We start from the raw sequence: 15,431 nt of genomic DNA, 5'->3' as shown, positions 1-15,431 counted from the left end.
CTGAGTCCCCACTGTCCCGAACCACTTGCCTGGAGGAATGATGGTCGAGCGCCCCACCACCCGGATCGTCCTGGCCGGCGGCGGCACCGCGGGTCACATCGCCCCGATGATCGCCACCGCCCAGGCGTTGGCCGAGCTGCCCGGGGCACCCGAGCTGGTGTGCATCGGCACCGCCCGCGGCCTCGAGACGCGGCTGGTGCCCGAGGCGGGACTGCCCCTGGAGCTCATCCCGCCGGTGCCCATGCCGCGCCGCCCCACGCTGGCGCTGTTCAAGGTGCCCTCGCGGCTGGCGGCTTCGGTGCGCCGCGCCGGGGAGGTGCTCGACGGTGACGGCGCCAGCCCCCGGGCCAGCGTCGTGGTGGGCTTCGGCGGTTATGTCTCGATGCCTGCCTACCTGGCGGCCCGGCGTCGCGGGATCCCGGTGGTGGTCCACGAGGGCAATGCCGTGCCGGGACTGGCCAACCGGGTGGCCGCGCGCTTCGCCTCCCGGGTGCTGTCGACCTTCGCCGACACCCCGCTGCCGCGGTGCGAGCACGTCGGCATGCCCGTGCGCCGCGAGATCGACGCGCTGGCCGCCACCGGCCGGGCCGCGACCCGGCGCGAGGCCCGCCAGGGCTTCGGGCTCGACCCGGATCGTCCCACCCTGGTGGTGACCGGCGGTTCGCAGGGCGCCCGCAGCATCAACACCGCCGTGCTGGCGGGCCGCGACGACCTGCTGGCCGTCGGGGTGCAGGTGCTGCACGTGTGGGGGCCCAAGAACTTCACCAAGGACATGCAGGTGGTCACCGATCCCACCACGGGTGCCGCCTACCACCCCGTCGCCTATGTCGACGGCATGGAGCGCGCCTATGCCGCTGCCGACATGCTGCTGTGCCGCTCGGGAGCCGGAACCGTCTACGAGGCGGGCATCTGCGGGCTGCCCGCGGTCTTCGTGCCGCTCCCGCACGGCAATGGGGAGCAGGCCCGCAATGCCACCGGACTGGTGGCCGCCGGCGGGGGAGTGCTGGTGCCTGACGACGAGCTCGATGCCGCCCGTCTGCTGGGCGAGGTGCTCCCGCGCATCCTGGACGACCAGGCCCTGGCCACGATGGGTGCGGCCGGTCCGGCCCTGCTGGGCGCCGGGGCCGCACAGGCCGTCGCCCGCGCGGTGATGGACTGCGTGCCGCAGGCCGGCCCCCGTGCTGGCACCACCCGCCCCGAGAGGAACTGACATGCTGCGTGAACCCGTCGAGGTGATCCCCGCTGCCGAGGCCGGGCCGGTCCACTTCATCGCCATCGGCGGCGCCGGGATGAGCGGCATCGCGCAGCTCTTCGGCGAGTTGGGGGTGGAGGTCTCCGGATCCGACCAGCACGACTCTGCTGCATTGCGTTCCCTGGCGGCACAGGGCATCCGCACCCACGTGGGCCACGCCGCCGAGCAGCTCGGCCAGGCGCGCACGGTGGTGGTCTCCTCCGCGATCCGCGAGGACAACCCGGAGCTGGTCGCGGCCCGCAGCCGTGGCCTGCGCATCTGGCACCGTTCCGCCGCGCTGGCCAGCCTGATGCTCGACACCGAGGCGGTCTCGGTGGCCGGGACGCACGGCAAGACCACCACCACCGGCATGGCTGCGGTGATGCTGGCCGGTGCTGGCGCCGACCCCTCCTATGTGATCGGCTCACCCCTGGCCGCCACCGGCAAGAGCGCCCACCTGGGCAGCGGGGCCGCCTTCGTGGTGGAGGCCGACGAGTCCGACGGTTCCTTCCTGCAGTACCCCACCAGCATCGCCGTGATCACCAATGTCGAGGCCGACCACCTGGACAACTGGGGCACTGCCGAGGCCTACTGCGCCGGCTTCGAGCGCTTCGCCACCGGTGAGCGGGTACGGGCCGTCGTGCTGGACGGCGACGATCCGCTGGCCGCCGAGCTGGGCCAGCGGCTGCGCTGCCAGGGGCAGCAGGTCCTGGCCTTCGGCGAGTCCACCGACTGCGAGGTGCGCCTGTCCGAACTCGACTTCGAGGGCACCCAGGCCGCGGCCACGATCAGCCATGACGGATGGAGCGGGCGGCTCCGGCTCCAGGTGCCCGGCCGCTACAACCTGGGCAATGCCGCGGCTGCCTTCGCCGTGGGGCGCCTGCTGGGCCTTGACCCGCAGCGGCTGGTCGACGCTGCCGCCACCTTCACCGGCACCCTGCGCCGCTTCCAGCTGGTGGGCCAGCCTGCTGGGGTGCAGGTCTTCGACGACTACGCCCACCACCCGACTGAGATCCGCGCAGCGCTCACCGCCGCACGCAGGGCTGCCGGCGAGGGGCGTGTGGTGGCCTGCTTCCAGCCGCACCTGTACAGCCGCACCCGCGAGTTCAGCCAGGACTTCGGCCAGGCCCTGGCGCTGGCCGACCTGGTGGTGGTCAGCGACGTCTACGGTGCCCGTGAGGACCCGGTCGAGGGTGTCGACGGCAGCCTGGTCGCCCGCGCCGCCCAGGCGGCCGGCGCCCGGACCGTCTACGTTCCCGACAAGGCAGCCCTGCCCACGGAGCTGGCCGGACTGGTCACCGTGGGCGACCTGGTGATGACCCTGGGTGCCGGCGACGTGACCCTGGTCGGCCCGCTCCTGGTGGCCGAGCTGGAGCAGCAGGGACGCGAGGCCTGATGGCCCCCGCCACCCGGGCTCCCGAGCCGGCCCGTCGTCGGCCCGCCACCCCCACCGATGTCTCCGCCGCGATCGCCGAGCGGCGCAGGCTGGAGCGCCGACGTCGCAGGCTGGCCGTCGCAGTGGCCGTGGGCTTGCTGGTCCTGGCCCTGGTCGCGGTCTGGCTGGTGCGCTTCAGCCCGGTCCTTGCTGCCCGTCATGTGGAGGTGCAGGGCGCCCGACGGGTCTCCCAGGAGCAGGTGGTGCGGGCGGCCGCGGTGCCGATGGGCACGCCACTGGCCCGGGTGGACGTGGAGTCGGTGGGCCGGCGGGTGGCCGAGGGTCTCACCCCGGTGGAGAAGGTGGAGGTGCGCACCAGGCCCCCGTCGACGGTCGTGGTCGAGGTGACCGAGCGCACCGCGGTCTTCCAGCGCCGTTCTGGCCCCAACCACCAGTTGGTGGACTCCCACGGGGTGGTCTTCGCGAGCCAGACGGACCCGGTGGAGGGGCTTGCCGTGGCGCGCACCAGTACCGTCGACAATCGGCTGCTGGCCGACGTGGCGACGGTGGTGGGCAGCCTCAGCCCGGCCGTGGCCAAGCAGGTGGACTCGGTCCAGGCCGACAGCGCCGACCGGATCGAGCTGCAGCTGGACGAAGGCCGGCGCGTGGTCTGGGGCAGCTCGTCGGCCTCGCGGGAGAAGGTCCGGGTGCTCGAGGTGCTGCTGGGCCAGCAGGCCCAGGTCTATGACGTCAGCTCACCCGGGACACCCAGCACGCGTTGAGATCGGGGCCCTCGACCAATGGCTCAAGGCTTGGTTGAGAGTCTGTCCCCGGCGGGGCTCGCGTGTTGGACAGCGGTTTTGCGCCTCTCATAGCCTGTTGGGGTCAACCTGAGCGTTGCCCCCGACGCCTTCTGGTCGAGTGGGGTGGCGTGTGGTTCCCAAACCCACACGTACAAGAATTGAGGCGGGGTCCCCGTGGCGAGTGCATCGCAGAACTATCTGGCAGTGATCAAGGTCGTCGGTGTCGGCGGCGGCGGTGTCAACGCCGTGAACCGCATGATCGAGGCCGGGCTCAAGGGCGTGGAGTTCATCGCGATCAACACCGATGCCCAGGCGCTGCTGATGAGTGACGCGGACGTCAAGCTCGACGTGGGCCGCGAGTTGACCCGTGGTCTTGGCGCCGGCGCGGATCCCGACAAGGGCCGCCAGGCCGCCGAGGACCACGCGGAGGAGATCGAGGAGACCCTCAAGGGTGCCGACATGGTCTTCGTGACCGCTGGTGAGGGTGGTGGCACCGGTACTGGTGGTGCCCCCGTCGTGGCCAAGATCGCCCGTTCGCTGGGCGCCCTGACCATTGGTGTGGTCACCCGCCCCTTCTCCTTCGAGGGCAAGCGCCGCTCGAACCAGGCCGAGGAGGGCATTGGCCGCCTGCGCGACGAGGTCGACACCCTCATCGTGATCCCCAATGACAAGCTGCTGCAGATGACCGACCACCAGGTCGCCATCCTGGATGCCTTCAAGCAGGCCGACCAGGTGCTGATGCAGGGTGTCAGTGGCATCACCGACCTGATCACCACCCCGGGCCTGATCAACCTCGACTTCGCGGACGTGAAGTCGGTGATGAGCAATGCCGGCTCGGCCCTGATGGGCATTGGTTCGGCAAGGGGAGAGGATCGTGCCCGCGCCGCGGCGGAGACGGCGATCAACTCGCCGCTGCTGGAGGCCTCCATCGACGGCGCCCACGGCGTCCTGCTGTCGATCGCGGGCGGTTCGGACCTGGGTCTGTTCGAGGTATCGGCCGCTGCCAACCTGATCGAGGCCGCTGCCCACGACGAGGCCAACATCATCTTCGGCACGATCATCGACGACGGCCTGGGTGACGAGGTGCGTGTCACCGTCATCGCCGCCGGTTTCGACGGTGGTTCCCCGCCCCGCCGCCAGCCGGGCGTGCAGCGTTCCCCGGGGCTCAACATGAATGGCACCCGCAACACGCCGCTGACGCCGCCGCAGGCGCAGAACACCCCGACGGCCACCCAGGTGGCCCGCGGGCCGCAGGTGACGGGCTCCACTTCGCCGCAGGTGCAGCGCCAGCAGCCCGCGCAGCAGTACCAGCCGCAGCAGCAGGCCCCGCAGTTCCAGCAGCAGGCTTCGCAGCAGCCGCAGCAGGCTTCGCAGCAGCCGCAGCAGGCCTCGCCCTACCAGCAGGCCAATGCGCAGCAGAATGCCTTCGAGACGGCGCGTACTCCGCGTCCCGTCGAGGACGACAACGACCTGGACATCCCCGACTTCCTGAAGTGAGCACCCTCGCGCAGGGCGCGTGACGCATCGCCTGTCCGGCCGCAGCATCCCCCGAGGCACTAGCCTCGGGGGATGTTCTGCTTCCACGAACGGATCACCGGCGCCAGGGGCACCATCCAGGTGGCCTTCACCGACCGTGAGGGTGGCCACAGCACCGGCTCGATGGGCAGCCTGAACCTGGGGCGCACCGATGTGGACGAGCTGGTGGCGGTGCGCGCCAATGGTGAGCTGGTGCGCCGGGCCCTCGGTGCCGAGCTGCTGGTCGCCACCCACCAGGTGCACGGGCGGGAGGTGCTGGTGGCCGACGAGTCCTTCCTGTCCGGCTGGGGCCGCGACTCCTGGCTGGGTGAGGCCGCTGGTGGGCCGCCGCTGCCGCAGGCCGATGCAATAGTCACCGACCGGCCCGGCATCGCGCTGGTGGTGCGGGTTGCCGATTGTGTCCCGGTCCTGCTTGCCGACGCGACCGGCGGGGTGCTGGGCGTCGCGCATGCCGGGCGGGCCGGGGTCGACCTGGGCGTACTGGAGGCAACCGTCACCGCGATGCGGCGGCTGGGCGCCGGAAGGATCGAGGCGGTGGTTGGGCCGCACGTGTGCGCCGGCTGCTACGAGGTGCCGCCGCAGATGGCAGAGCAACTCGAGACGCGCCATCCGGGCATCCGGGCCACGACCCGCTGGGGGAGCGACTCGCTCGACCTGGGTGGTGCCTGCGGGCGTCAGCTCGAGGCGCTGGGGGTCGGGTGGCGCAGCGTGGGCGGATGCACCATGACCACACCGGTGCTGCACTCGCACCGGCGTGACGGCGACGGGGCGGGACGCCTTGCAGGGCTCGTGTGTCGCGTGTCGTGAGCTGCCCTTGACCCACCGTGCCCGCACACCGGGTAGTGTCGTCCCAGACGTCATTCCAGGAGGCACACATGTCGGAAAGCAGCATGAAGAAGGTGGGCAAGTGGCTCGGCCTCATCGAGGACTCGCGCTACGACTACGAGGCGAACGGGGAGCTGACCGAAGAGGTCTTCACCGATTCCCGTGAGGAGTCCTCGCAGATCACCTCGCTGCCCGAGCGTCGCGGCGGTGCCACCGTGGCCCCCAAGCCGGCCGAGCAGCTCGCGCCACAGTCGGTCAGCGTGAGCCCCGCGCCCGCACAGCGTCCGGTTCCGGAGCCGAGCACCGCTGACCTGACCCGGATCATCACGGTCCACCCGCGCACATACAATGAGGCGCGCACCATCGGCGAGCACTACCGCGACAATGTCCCGGTGATCATGAACCTGTCCGACATGGAGGATGCCGACGCCAAGCGTCTGGTCGACTTCGCGGCAGGGCTCATCTTCGGCCTCCGGGGCACCATCGAGCGGGTCACCAGCAAGGTCTTCCTGCTCTCTCCGCAGAACGTGACCGTCACCGCCGAGGACAAGGAACGCATCGCGGCGGGCGGTTTCTTCAACCAGAGCTGAAGCTTGGCCAAGAGCGCAAGCGGGCTCACGGCCAACCCTCGACCTGGCGGTGGTGCCCCCGCTCGCGGCTGGAGTAGCCTTGCGACAGGTCCCGGGGAATGGACCGGTCCCGACTGACGTGGCCACCTGACCCCCGGTCCCGGGCGACGCGCCGTCGCCCGGGGTGAACAACCTCATCTAGCTGGGAGTAACACATGACGCTGACCCTTGAGGACGTGAAGAACGTTCGCTTCCCGATCGCCAAGCGCGTGGGCGAGGGCTACCGAGCCACCGAGGTCGACGATTTCGTCGACAAGGTCGACCTGACCTTCGGCAATGTGCTTGAGGAGAACGAGCGTCTGCGTGCGCAGCTCGAGGCCCTGGATGGTGCCGCCACCCCCGACCCCCAGCAGGAGGCCGAGCAGGAGCGTCTGCGCGCCGAGCTCAGGTCCGAGAACGACGAGCTGCGCCGCCAGCTCGATCAGTTGCGCCGTGACAGCGCTGCGGGCGAGGCCGACGACGCCGAGACCCGTCGTCTGACGCAGGAGAACGAGGAGCTCAAGCGCCAGCTGGAGCAGGTGCGCAGTGAATTGGAGCAGGCCCGCCAGGCCACCGGCCTGACGGTGATGGACGGCTCGGGCAGCAGGATCGAGAAGATCGTGGTCAGCACCGCCGCCCAGGCCAGCCCCGCAGTGACCCGTCTGGTGCAGCTCGCCACCGAGCAGGCCGAGGCCGTGGTCACCGAAGCCGAGAACGAGGCAGAGCGCACCGTCGCCGAGGCCGAGCGCAGGGCCCAGGAGCTCACCAATGAGGCCAATGCACGCGCCGAGAAGACGCAGTCCGAGGCCCGTGTGAATGCCGACCAGCTCACCTCCTCGGCCCAGGCCGAGGCGCAGCGTCTGGCCGCCGAGGCTCGCGCCAACTCCGACCGGGTCAACACCGACGTGGAGAACCGCCGTCGCGAGCTCTTCGCCAAGCTGGAGGCCGAGCGCGACCAGCTGGTCGTGGCCATCGACAGCCTGCGCAACTTCGAGCGTGAGTACCGCAGCACCATGGCCGAGCAGCTGGCCCGTCAGCTGGAGTCGGTGCGCAATGGTCACGCCGAGCCCTCCCAAGCCCCCGCCTCGCTGGACGAGGCCCGGGCAGCCCAGGGCAATGGCTCGCAGACCCCGCGTCTGGATGCGCTGCTCGCCGAAGGAAAGTGAGCGCCACGCACCACGGGAGGGCCCGCGACCGTCACGACGGTCGCGGGCCCTCCATCATGTCCTGAGGGCGTGGTCCCGTGCGGTGCATCCTGCCCGCGGAGCGCCTGCACTGCTATGGGAGGGGCGGCGCAGTGCCCCGTGTCCTGCAGCGGCTTGACCTCTGGTGTATCTTCGGCAACTCAGGAGGCGGCCATGGCCGCCAATGCGAGCACGACGAGGCCATTGGGGTCCTCGTCCCCATTGCCAGAGGGAGCACACAGTGGCCAGCAACAAGTCACAGGACGAGAAGGTCGTCCTGCCGGTTCGTGACGGTGAGGAGCCGTGGACGGCCGAGGAGGTCGCAGAGGTCCGCGAGGAGCTCACCCATGACATCGAGCGCATGGAGAAGGCCATCGAGGTGGCCGAGGCGGAGCTGGCCGGCCTGATGCGCGAGGGCGGCGACGGGGCCGGGCGTGATCCGGCCGACGTGGGCTCCTCCAACTTCGAGCGCGACCAGGAGATGTCGCTGGCCCAGAATGCCCGCGAGATGCTGGAGCAGTCCCAGCTCGCGCTGAGCCTGTTCGACAAGGGCCAGTACGGGCTGTGCGAGGTGTGCAACGAGCCGATCGGCAAGGCGCGCCTGCAGGCCTTCCCGCGTGCCACCATGTGCGTGTCCTGCAAGCAGCGCGAGGAGCGACGCTGAGCACCCCCGCGCGGGGGGCGTCCCACGGCACCCCCCGCGCCCGTCTGGTGATGGCGGTGGTGGCCCTGCTGGGGCTCGTGCTCGACCAGAGCAGCAAGGCGCTGGCCGTGGCGCGGCTCGATCCCCAGGACCCGCCGGTGCTCTTGGGGGGCTTGTTGCGTCTGCAGCTGATCCGCAATCCGGGGGCGGCCTTCTCCCTGGGGGCCGGTTCCACCGTCGTGATCAGCCTGCTGGCCCTCGCCGCAGCCATCGCCATGGTGGTCGTCGTCGCCCCCCGGTTGAGCACCCGTGGGGAGGGGCTGCTGGCTGGCCTGGCCAGCGCCGGCATCCTGGGCAACCTGGTCGACCGGTTGCTGAGGCCGCCGGGGCCGCTGCGCGGACACGTCGTGGACTTCTTCCAGCTGCCCCACTTCGCCATCTTCAACGTGGCCGACATCTTCATCACCAGCACTGCCGCGGTCCTGGTGGTGCTCGCCTTTCGTGGTGAACGGCCTGCTCGGGAGGAGTCATGAGCATCCTGCTGGTCCCCGACGGGCTGGACGGCGAGCGTGTGGATACCGCCGCGGCCCGTATGACTGGACTCTCGCGCTCCCGTGTCGCCGACCTGGTCGAGGCCGGTGCCGTGCAACTGGACGGCAGGCAGGTCTCCAGGACCTCCCAGCGGGTGATGGTGGGCCAGATGCTCGAGGTGGAGCTCGATGCCGTCCCCAGCGGGGTCCAGGTGACACCCCAGGAAGTGGAGGGGGTACGGATCGTGCACGACGACCGCGACCTGGTGGTGGTCGACAAGCCCGTCGGGGTGGCGGCCCACCCGTCCCTGGGATGGGAGGGTCCCAGCATCGTCGAGCACCTGGCCGGTGCCGGCTTCCGGATCTCCACCAGCGGAGCCCCGGAGCGCCAGGGCATCGTCCAGCGTCTCGACGTGGGTACCTCGGGACTGATGGTGGTGGCCAAGAGCGAGCATGCCTACACGGTGCTCAAGCAGGCCTTTCGGGACCGGACCGTCGACAAGACCTACCATGCGCTGGTGCAGGGCCATCCCGACCCGCTGCGCGGCACCATCGACGCGCCCATCGGCCGTCATCCGGGCAGCGAGTGGAAGATGGCCATCGTCGACGGTAGCCGCCACTCGGTGACCCACTACGAGACGCTGGAGGCCCACCGGCACGCGAGCCTGCTCGAGGTGCACCTGGAGACGGGGCGCACCCACCAGATCCGTGTGCACATGGCCGCCATGAAGCACCCCTGCGTCGGCGACCCCACCTATGGTGCCGATCCGGTGCTGGCCCAGCGCCTGGGCCTGGTGCGCCAGTGGCTGCACGCGGTGGAACTGTCCTTCACCCATCCCGGGACGGGGGAGTGGGTCACCTTCACCTCGGACTATCCCGACGACCTGGCAGTGGCCCTGGAGATCGTCCGCGAGGGGTGAGCCCCGGCGTCGGTGGGGTGACGGGGGCGTGAACAACCCTTGGCAACCCGGCGCGCTCAGCCTTTCCACAAGAGGCTTCAGGTAGTCTTGACCTGTGCGTAGAGCAAAGATTGTGTGCACGCTCGGGCCGGCAGTCTCGACCCCGGAGCGTATGGAAGAAATCGTCAATGCGGGCATGAACGTCGCCCGCCTCAACATGAGTCACGGTGACTACTCGGAGCACGACAAGCGCCTGACGCTGGTGCGCGATGCTGCCGAGAAGACCGGCAAGACCGTGGGCGTCTTGGCTGACCTCCAGGGCCCGAAGATCCGCCTCGGGCGTTTCGCCGAGGACAAGGTGCAGCTGAGCTATGGCCAGACCTTCACCATCACGACCGATGACATCAAGGGTGACCAGACCCGCTGCTCGACCACCTTCAAGGGCCTGCCGGGTGACGTGAAGCCCGGCGACACCATCCTGATCGACGACGGCCGGATCGCCATGGAGGCCACCGAGGTCACCGAGACCGACGTGGTCTGCCGCGTGACCGTTGCGGGCCCCGTGTCCAACAACAAGGGCATCAACCTGCCCGGCGTCGCCGTCAGCGTCCCCGCCCTGAGCGAGAAGGACGAGTCGGACCTGCGCTGGGCGCTGGGCAAGGGCGTCGACATGATCGCCCTGTCCTTCGTGCGCAGCGCGGACGACATCACCCGCGTCCACGAGATCATGGACGAGGAGGGTCGCCGAGTCCCGGTGATCGCCAAGCTGGAGAAGCCGCAGGCCATCGAGAACCTCGACGCCATCATCGACGCCTTCGACGCCTTCATGGTGGCCCGTGGCGACCTGGGCGTGGAGCTGCCCCTCTACGAGGTGCCGCTGGTGCAGAAGCGGATCGTGCGGGCCGCGCGCAAGTGGGCCAAGCCGGTCATCGTCGCCACCCAGATGCTGGAGTCGATGATCTCGGCGCCGCGTCCGACGCGCGCCGAGGCTTCCGACGTGGCCAATGCCATCCTCGACGGTGCCGATGCCGTCATGCTCTCGGGCGAGACCTCGGTGGGTGCCTACCCGATCGAGACGGTGCGCACGATGGCCGACATCGTCAACAACACCGAGGAGCACGGCCTGGCGAAGATCAACGAGATCGACTGGGACCCGCACACCACTGGTGGCGTGATCGCCAAGGCGGCCGCCGAGGTGGCCAAGCGCGTCGACGCCAAGTACCTGGTGGCCTTCACCAAGTCGGGTGACACCGCCAAGCGCCTGTCGCGCCTGCGTCCAGCAATCCCCATGCTGGTCTTCACCCCCGACCAGTCGACCCGCCAGACCATGACCCTCACCTGGGGTGCCACTGCGCAGATCACCCCCGAGTTCACCGATCCGGAAGAGATGGTGCGCGCGGTGGAGAAGATCATGCTGGACGCCGGCCAGGTACAGGTGGGCGAATACATCGTCATCGTCTCGGGCTCCCCGATGGGCGTGCCCGGCAAGACGAACTCGTTGCGGGTCCACAAGATCAAGGGCCCGGCGATGGACGACCAGCACTGATCCGGCAGTCTGCATGACGCACCACGTGATGTCGTCGGCACCCGCCCGTGGGGGTGGGTGCCGACGATGGTGTGACATGTCACGCCGATGTCGTTGTGGCATCATGGACAACTCAAGATCCACCTGCCCGGGTGGCGGAATGGCATACGCGGACGGCTCAAACCCGTCTGGTCTCACGACCGTGGGGGTTCGACTCCCCTCCTGGGCACTCCCTGGGCACACCCGTGGTGCCCGTGGGTTGTGGGGGAATACCAAGCTCGTCCGGCCTGTTGACCACACGGCGTGGTGTGGAATCCTGAGTGAGGTCAGACCACCCAATCCCCTGCAGTCCGTACAACGCCAACGCAAGGACGCCCCGTGAGCAACGCAGAGAACACCACCACCCGTCCCAGGTCGCGCGTCCTGGTCGCCGAGGACGAGGCCCTCATCCGGATGGACCTCGTCGAGCTGTTGACCGACGAGGGCTATGACGTCGTGGGCCAGGCCGCCGACGGCCAGGAGGCCGTCGAGCTGGCCCGCGAGCTCGACCCAGACCTGGTCGTGATGGACGTCAAGATGCCCCGGATGGACGGCATCACTGCCGCCGAGGTCATCGCCGAGGAGCGCATCGCCCCGGTGGTCATGCTGACGGCCTTCAGCCAGCGAGACCTGGTGGAGCGGGCCCGCGAGGCCGGCGCCATGGCCTATGTGGTCAAGCCCTTCGATGCCTCCGACGTGGTGCCCGCGATCGAGATCGCGATGGGGCGTTTCGCCGAGATCCGCGCCGTTGAGGACGAGGTGGCCGACCTCGAGGAGCGCCTGGCTTCCCGCAAGGCGGTGGACCAGGCCAAGGGCATGCTGCAGGAAGGGCTGGGCCTCAGCGAGCCGGAGGCCTTCCGCTGGATCCAGAAGACCGCCATGGACCTTCGCATCTCGATGCGCGAGGTCGCCGAGAAGGTCATCACCCAGGGCAAGACCAAGAAGTGACCGCCGGGGCGGCGCAGGACGGCATCAGCTGCCCGCGCCGCCCGGCCCCTTGCCAGGGGTGGGCCTGACCAGGCAGGTCAGCCGGCCGGAGGCGGTGCGTCGGCCCTCGTCATTGGTCAGCTCCACCTGGTAGCTCACCAGCTGCCGCCCCCGCTGCAGGGGGGTGGCAACGCCCGTCACCCAGCCCGTGCGCACGGCGTGGTGGTGGGTGATGTTCAGGTCGATGCCGACCGCGATCCCGCCCTGCTCGCGCGCATGGGCCAGTGCCGCCACCGATCCGAGCGTCTCCACCAGCGCGGCGCTCGCCCCTCCGTGCAGCAGTCCCACCACCTGCGTGTTGCCCTGCACCGGGATTCGCCCGACGACGCGTTCGGGACCCACCTCAAGCAGCTCGAGGCCGAGCTTGTCGTCCAGGGGGCTGACCAGGTCGGCGACCCAGTCGGGCAGTTCGGCACCATTCATGCGCGTCACTCTAGGGCAGCTCGCGCCGACGGCCATGTCGCTGTCGGTGGCGGCCACTAGAGTCGGGGACGTGACTGATCTGACCCCTGCCCAGCCGAAGCTCCTGCTCGTCGACGGCCACTCGATGGCCTACCGCGCCTTCTTCGCGCTGCCGGTCGACAACTTCTCCACCAGCACCGGACAGCACACCAATGCCGTCTACGGCTTCACCTCGATGCTGATCAACCTGCTGCGTGACGAGGCGCCGACCCACGCCGCGGTCGCCTTCGACCTGTCGCGGGTCACCTTCCGCACCGAGAGCTATGCCGAGTACAAGGCCACCCGTTCGGCCTCGCCGGACGAGTTCAAGGGCCAGGTGGCGCTGATCCAGGAGGTCCTCAAGGCCCTCGAGATCCCCTTCGTCACCAAGGACAACTACGAGGCCGACGACATCATCGCCACCCTGTCGACGCAGGCCACCGCCGCCGGCTTCCAGACCGTGGTGGTCAGCGGTGACCGCGACGCCATGCAGCTGGTCGACGACCACGTCACCGTGCTCTACCCGAAGAAGGGCGTCAGCGAGCTGGCCCGCATGACCCCCGAGGCGGTCGAGGAGAAGTACCTCGTCGCGCCAGCCGTCTACCCGGAGCTGGCCGCCCTGGTGGGGGAGACCAGCGACAACCTGCCCGGGGTGCCCGGGGTGGGGCCGAAGACGGCCGCCAAGTGGCTGGCCCAGTACGAGGGGTTGGAGAACCTCATCCGGCGCGCCGACCAGGTCAAGGGCAAGGCCGGCGAGAGCCTGCGCGCGCACCTCGACGACGTGCAGCGCAACCGCCGGCTCAATGCCTTGGTCCGCGACCTGGAGCTCGAAGTCACCCCGGCCGACCTGGAGCGGCGCGACTGGGACCGTGAGGCGGTCCACGGCCTGTTCGACCAGCTGGAGTTCCGGGTGCTGCGCGACCGGTTGATCGAGGCCTTCGGCGAGCCCGGCCAGGTGGCCCAGGTCCAGGACGGCTTCGAGGTCACCGGGGCCCAGCTGGAGGAAGGCCAGGTGGCCGGCTGGCTGGCCGAACATGGCCACGGCGAGCTGACCGGACTCGACGTCACCGGCCAGTGGGGGTCCGGCAGCGGGGACATCACCGCCCTCGCGCTGGCCGCTTCCGACGGCCACGCCGCCTGGATCGACAGCTCCAGGCTCAGCCCCGAGGACGACCAGGCCCTGGCGGCTTGGCTGGCCGACGAGGACGTGGCCAAGGCCATCCACGATGGCAAGGGGCCACGCCTGGCGGCTTGGGCCCGGGGCTGGGACCTGCGTGGAATCAGCTGTGACACGGTGCTGGCCGCCTACCTGTTGCGGCCCGACCAGCGCACCTTCGACCTGGCCGACCTGTGCCTGCGTCACCTCAAGCGCGACCTGCGCGCCGAGTCCAGCGGCAGGTCTGCCGTTGTGGACCAGGAGTCGCTCTTCGACGAGCCGGCAAAGGGCCCCGACCCGGCACAGGTGCAGGCTGCCATGGTGCGGGCACGCGCCGTGATCGACCTGGCGCGACAGCTCACCGAGGAACTGGAGGCCATGGGGGAGCTGTCGCTGCTCAGCGAGGTGGAACTGCCCCTGCAAGGGGTACTGGCCCGGATGGAGCGCGACGGGATCGCCGTCGACGTGGAGCACCTCGAACAGCTGCGAGCCGACTTCGACGCGAAGGTGGTCGCCGCCGAGAATGCCGCCTACGAGGTGATCGGCAAGAAGATCAACCTCGGTTCGCCCAAGCAGCTGCAAGGGGTTCTCTTCGACGAGCTGGACATGCCCAGGACGCGCAAGACCAAGAGCGGCTGGACCACCGATGCCGACGCGCTGGAGGGGCTCTACGCCAAGACGCAGCACCCCTTCCTGGAGCACCTGCTGGCCCACCGCGACGCGATCCGCCTGCGCCAGACCGTCGACGGCTTGCTCAAGAGCGTCGGTGACGACGGGCGTATCCACACCACCTACATGCAGACGATCGCGGCCACCGGCCGGCTCAGCTCCACCGAACCGAACCTGCAGAACATTCCGATCCGCACCGAGGCGGGACGCCGCATCAGGGAGGCCTTCGTGGTCGGTGAGGGCTACCAGAGCCTGATGACGGCCGACTACTCCCAGATCGAGATGCGGATCATGGCCCACGTCTCGGCCGACAAGGGGCTCATCGACGCCTTCCGCAGCGGCGAGGACTTCCACTCCGCCATGGCCTCGAAGGTCTTCGAGACCACTCCCGATGCGGTCACCACCACGGAGCGGGCCCGGATCAAGGCGATGAACTACGGGCTGGCCTATGGCCTGAGTGCCTTCGGGCTGTCCAAGCAGCTCACCATCCCGGTGGCCGAGGCGAAGGAGCTGATGGAGGGCTACTTCGAGCGCTTCGGCGGGGTGCGGGACTATCTGGCCGGTGTGGTCGACGAGGCCCGTCGCACCGGCTACACCGCCACCCTGCTGGGTCGTCGCCGGCCCCTGCCCGACCTGAACTCCACCAACCGCCAACGCCGCGAGATGGCCGAGCGGATGGCGCTCAATGCCCCCATCCAGGGCTCGGCCGCCGACATGATCAAGGTCGCCATGCTCCAGGTGGAGAAGGCGCTCGACGAGTCCGGCCTGGCCAGCCGGGTGCTGCTCCAGGTGCACGACGAACTGGTCCTGGAGGTGGCCCCGGGCGAGGCCGAGCAGGTCGAGGCCGTGGTGCGAGACAGGATGGGCAGCGCGATGGCACTCGACGTCCCGCTCGACGTGAGTGTGGGCACCGGTCGCAGCTGGCACGAGGCCGCGCACTGACCGGGCGCCCACACGGCTCCGGCGACCCGATCGGCCCG

General features: G+C 69.8%; 14 protein-coding genes and 1 tRNA gene. 14 read left to right on the top strand and 1 reads right to left on the bottom strand.

What is annotated here, in order from left to right; all coding sequences use genetic code 11:
• The first annotated feature begins 40 nt into the window (after positions 1 to 40).
• The 13 genes from ACYVKA_RS07270 (at position 41) to ACYVKA_RS07210 (ending at position 12,146) form a co-directional block, all read left to right on the top strand.
• Positions 41 to 1,210 (top strand): UDP-N-acetylglucosamine--N-acetylmuramyl-(pentapeptide) pyrophosphoryl-undecaprenol N-acetylglucosamine transferase, encoded by a 1,170-nt coding sequence (locus tag ACYVKA_RS07270; protein WP_460704891.1) that lies wholly within the window; start codon positions 41 to 43, stop codon positions 1,208 to 1,210.
• Position 1,211: 1 nt separating this feature from the next.
• Positions 1,212 to 2,627, top strand: a complete 1,416-nt coding sequence (gene murC / locus ACYVKA_RS07265) for a UDP-N-acetylmuramate--L-alanine ligase (protein ID WP_460704202.1) — start codon at positions 1,212 to 1,214, stop codon at positions 2,625 to 2,627.
• Positions 2,627 to 3,388 (top strand): cell division protein FtsQ/DivIB, encoded by a 762-nt coding sequence (locus ACYVKA_RS07260; RefSeq protein WP_460704200.1) that lies wholly within the window; start codon positions 2,627 to 2,629, stop codon positions 3,386 to 3,388. The genes murC and ACYVKA_RS07260 overlap by 1 nt, the downstream gene beginning before the upstream one ends.
• 195 nt (positions 3,389 to 3,583) lie before the next feature.
• On the top strand, positions 3,584 to 4,906 hold the full coding sequence (gene ftsZ, locus ACYVKA_RS07255; RefSeq protein WP_394275259.1) for a cell division protein FtsZ: 1,323 nt from the start codon (positions 3,584 to 3,586) through the stop codon (positions 4,904 to 4,906).
• Between the two features lie 72 nt (positions 4,907 to 4,978).
• Positions 4,979 to 5,752, top strand: coding sequence for a polyphenol oxidase family protein (locus ACYVKA_RS07250; RefSeq protein ID WP_460704198.1), 774 nt, complete (start codon positions 4,979 to 4,981; stop codon positions 5,750 to 5,752).
• A 68-nt stretch (positions 5,753 to 5,820) separates the two neighbouring features.
• Positions 5,821 to 6,360, top strand: coding sequence for a cell division protein SepF (locus ACYVKA_RS07245; RefSeq protein ID WP_460704196.1), 540 nt, complete (start codon positions 5,821 to 5,823; stop codon positions 6,358 to 6,360).
• A 194-nt stretch (positions 6,361 to 6,554) separates the two neighbouring features.
• Positions 6,555 to 7,544, top strand: coding sequence for a DivIVA domain-containing protein (locus ACYVKA_RS07240; RefSeq protein ID WP_460704194.1), 990 nt, complete (start codon positions 6,555 to 6,557; stop codon positions 7,542 to 7,544).
• A gap of 202 nt (positions 7,545 to 7,746) precedes the next feature.
• On the top strand, positions 7,747 to 8,226 hold the full coding sequence (locus tag ACYVKA_RS07235) for a TraR/DksA family transcriptional regulator (RefSeq protein ID WP_460704192.1): 480 nt from the start codon (positions 7,747 to 7,749) through the stop codon (positions 8,224 to 8,226).
• Positions 8,227 to 8,276: 50 nt separating this feature from the next.
• A complete protein-coding gene (locus ACYVKA_RS07230) occupies positions 8,277 to 8,738 on the top strand; it encodes a signal peptidase II (RefSeq protein ID WP_460704889.1) in 462 nt (153 codons plus the stop codon).
• On the top strand, positions 8,735 to 9,655 hold the full coding sequence (locus ACYVKA_RS07225; protein ID WP_460704190.1) for an RluA family pseudouridine synthase: 921 nt from the start codon (positions 8,735 to 8,737) through the stop codon (positions 9,653 to 9,655). Before ACYVKA_RS07230 ends, ACYVKA_RS07225 begins: the two co-directional genes overlap by 4 nt.
• A gap of 94 nt (positions 9,656 to 9,749) precedes the next feature.
• On the top strand, positions 9,750 to 11,180 hold the full coding sequence (gene pyk, locus ACYVKA_RS07220; protein ID WP_460704188.1) for a pyruvate kinase: 1,431 nt from the start codon (positions 9,750 to 9,752) through the stop codon (positions 11,178 to 11,180).
• Positions 11,181 to 11,305: 125 nt separating this feature from the next.
• Positions 11,306 to 11,388 (top strand) — tRNA-Leu (locus tag ACYVKA_RS07215).
• 149 nt (positions 11,389 to 11,537) lie between these two features.
• On the top strand, positions 11,538 to 12,146 hold the full coding sequence (locus ACYVKA_RS07210; RefSeq protein WP_460704186.1) for an ANTAR domain-containing response regulator: 609 nt from the start codon (positions 11,538 to 11,540) through the stop codon (positions 12,144 to 12,146).
• A gap of 24 nt (positions 12,147 to 12,170) precedes the next feature.
• On the opposite strand, the gene ACYVKA_RS07205 is transcribed toward ACYVKA_RS07210, so the two are convergent.
• On the bottom strand, positions 12,171 to 12,608 hold the full coding sequence (locus tag ACYVKA_RS07205; RefSeq protein WP_460704184.1) for a PaaI family thioesterase: 438 nt from the start codon (positions 12,606 to 12,608) through the stop codon (positions 12,171 to 12,173).
• Between the two features lie 34 nt (positions 12,609 to 12,642).
• Between ACYVKA_RS07205 and polA the strand changes: the two genes are divergently transcribed.
• Positions 12,643 to 15,393, top strand: coding sequence for a DNA polymerase I (gene polA / locus ACYVKA_RS07200; RefSeq protein WP_460704887.1), 2,751 nt, complete (start codon positions 12,643 to 12,645; stop codon positions 15,391 to 15,393).
• Positions 15,394 to 15,431 lie beyond the last annotated feature (38 nt).

It is taken from the genome of Luteococcus sediminum (assembly GCF_054783495.1).
The sequence above is the reverse complement of the archived record's forward strand: the minus strand, read 5'-3'. Positions and strand labels throughout refer to the sequence as shown.

Coding starts and splice junctions, on each gene's coding strand:
- murC (WP_460704202.1), top strand. CDS start 1,212: ATGCTGCGTGAACCCGTCGAGGTGATCCCCGCTGCCGAGGCCGGGCCG.
- ACYVKA_RS07230 (WP_460704889.1), top strand. CDS start 8,277: ATGGCGGTGGTGGCCCTGCTGGGGCTCGTGCTCGACCAGAGCAGCAAG.
- ACYVKA_RS07270 (WP_460704891.1), top strand. CDS start 41: ATGGTCGAGCGCCCCACCACCCGGATCGTCCTGGCCGGCGGCGGCACC.
- ACYVKA_RS07260 (WP_460704200.1), top strand. CDS start 2,627: ATGGCCCCCGCCACCCGGGCTCCCGAGCCGGCCCGTCGTCGGCCCGCC.
- polA (WP_460704887.1), top strand. CDS start 12,643: ATGTCGCTGTCGGTGGCGGCCACTAGAGTCGGGGACGTGACTGATCTG.
- ACYVKA_RS07240 (WP_460704194.1), top strand. CDS start 6,555: ATGACGCTGACCCTTGAGGACGTGAAGAACGTTCGCTTCCCGATCGCC.
- ACYVKA_RS07250 (WP_460704198.1), top strand. CDS start 4,979: ATGTTCTGCTTCCACGAACGGATCACCGGCGCCAGGGGCACCATCCAG.
- ACYVKA_RS07235 (WP_460704192.1), top strand. CDS start 7,747: ATGCGAGCACGACGAGGCCATTGGGGTCCTCGTCCCCATTGCCAGAGG.
- ACYVKA_RS07225 (WP_460704190.1), top strand. CDS start 8,735: ATGAGCATCCTGCTGGTCCCCGACGGGCTGGACGGCGAGCGTGTGGAT.
- ACYVKA_RS07205 (WP_460704184.1), bottom strand. CDS start 12,608: ATGAATGGTGCCGAACTGCCCGACTGGGTCGCCGACCTGGTCAGCCCC.
- ACYVKA_RS07245 (WP_460704196.1), top strand. CDS start 5,821: ATGTCGGAAAGCAGCATGAAGAAGGTGGGCAAGTGGCTCGGCCTCATC.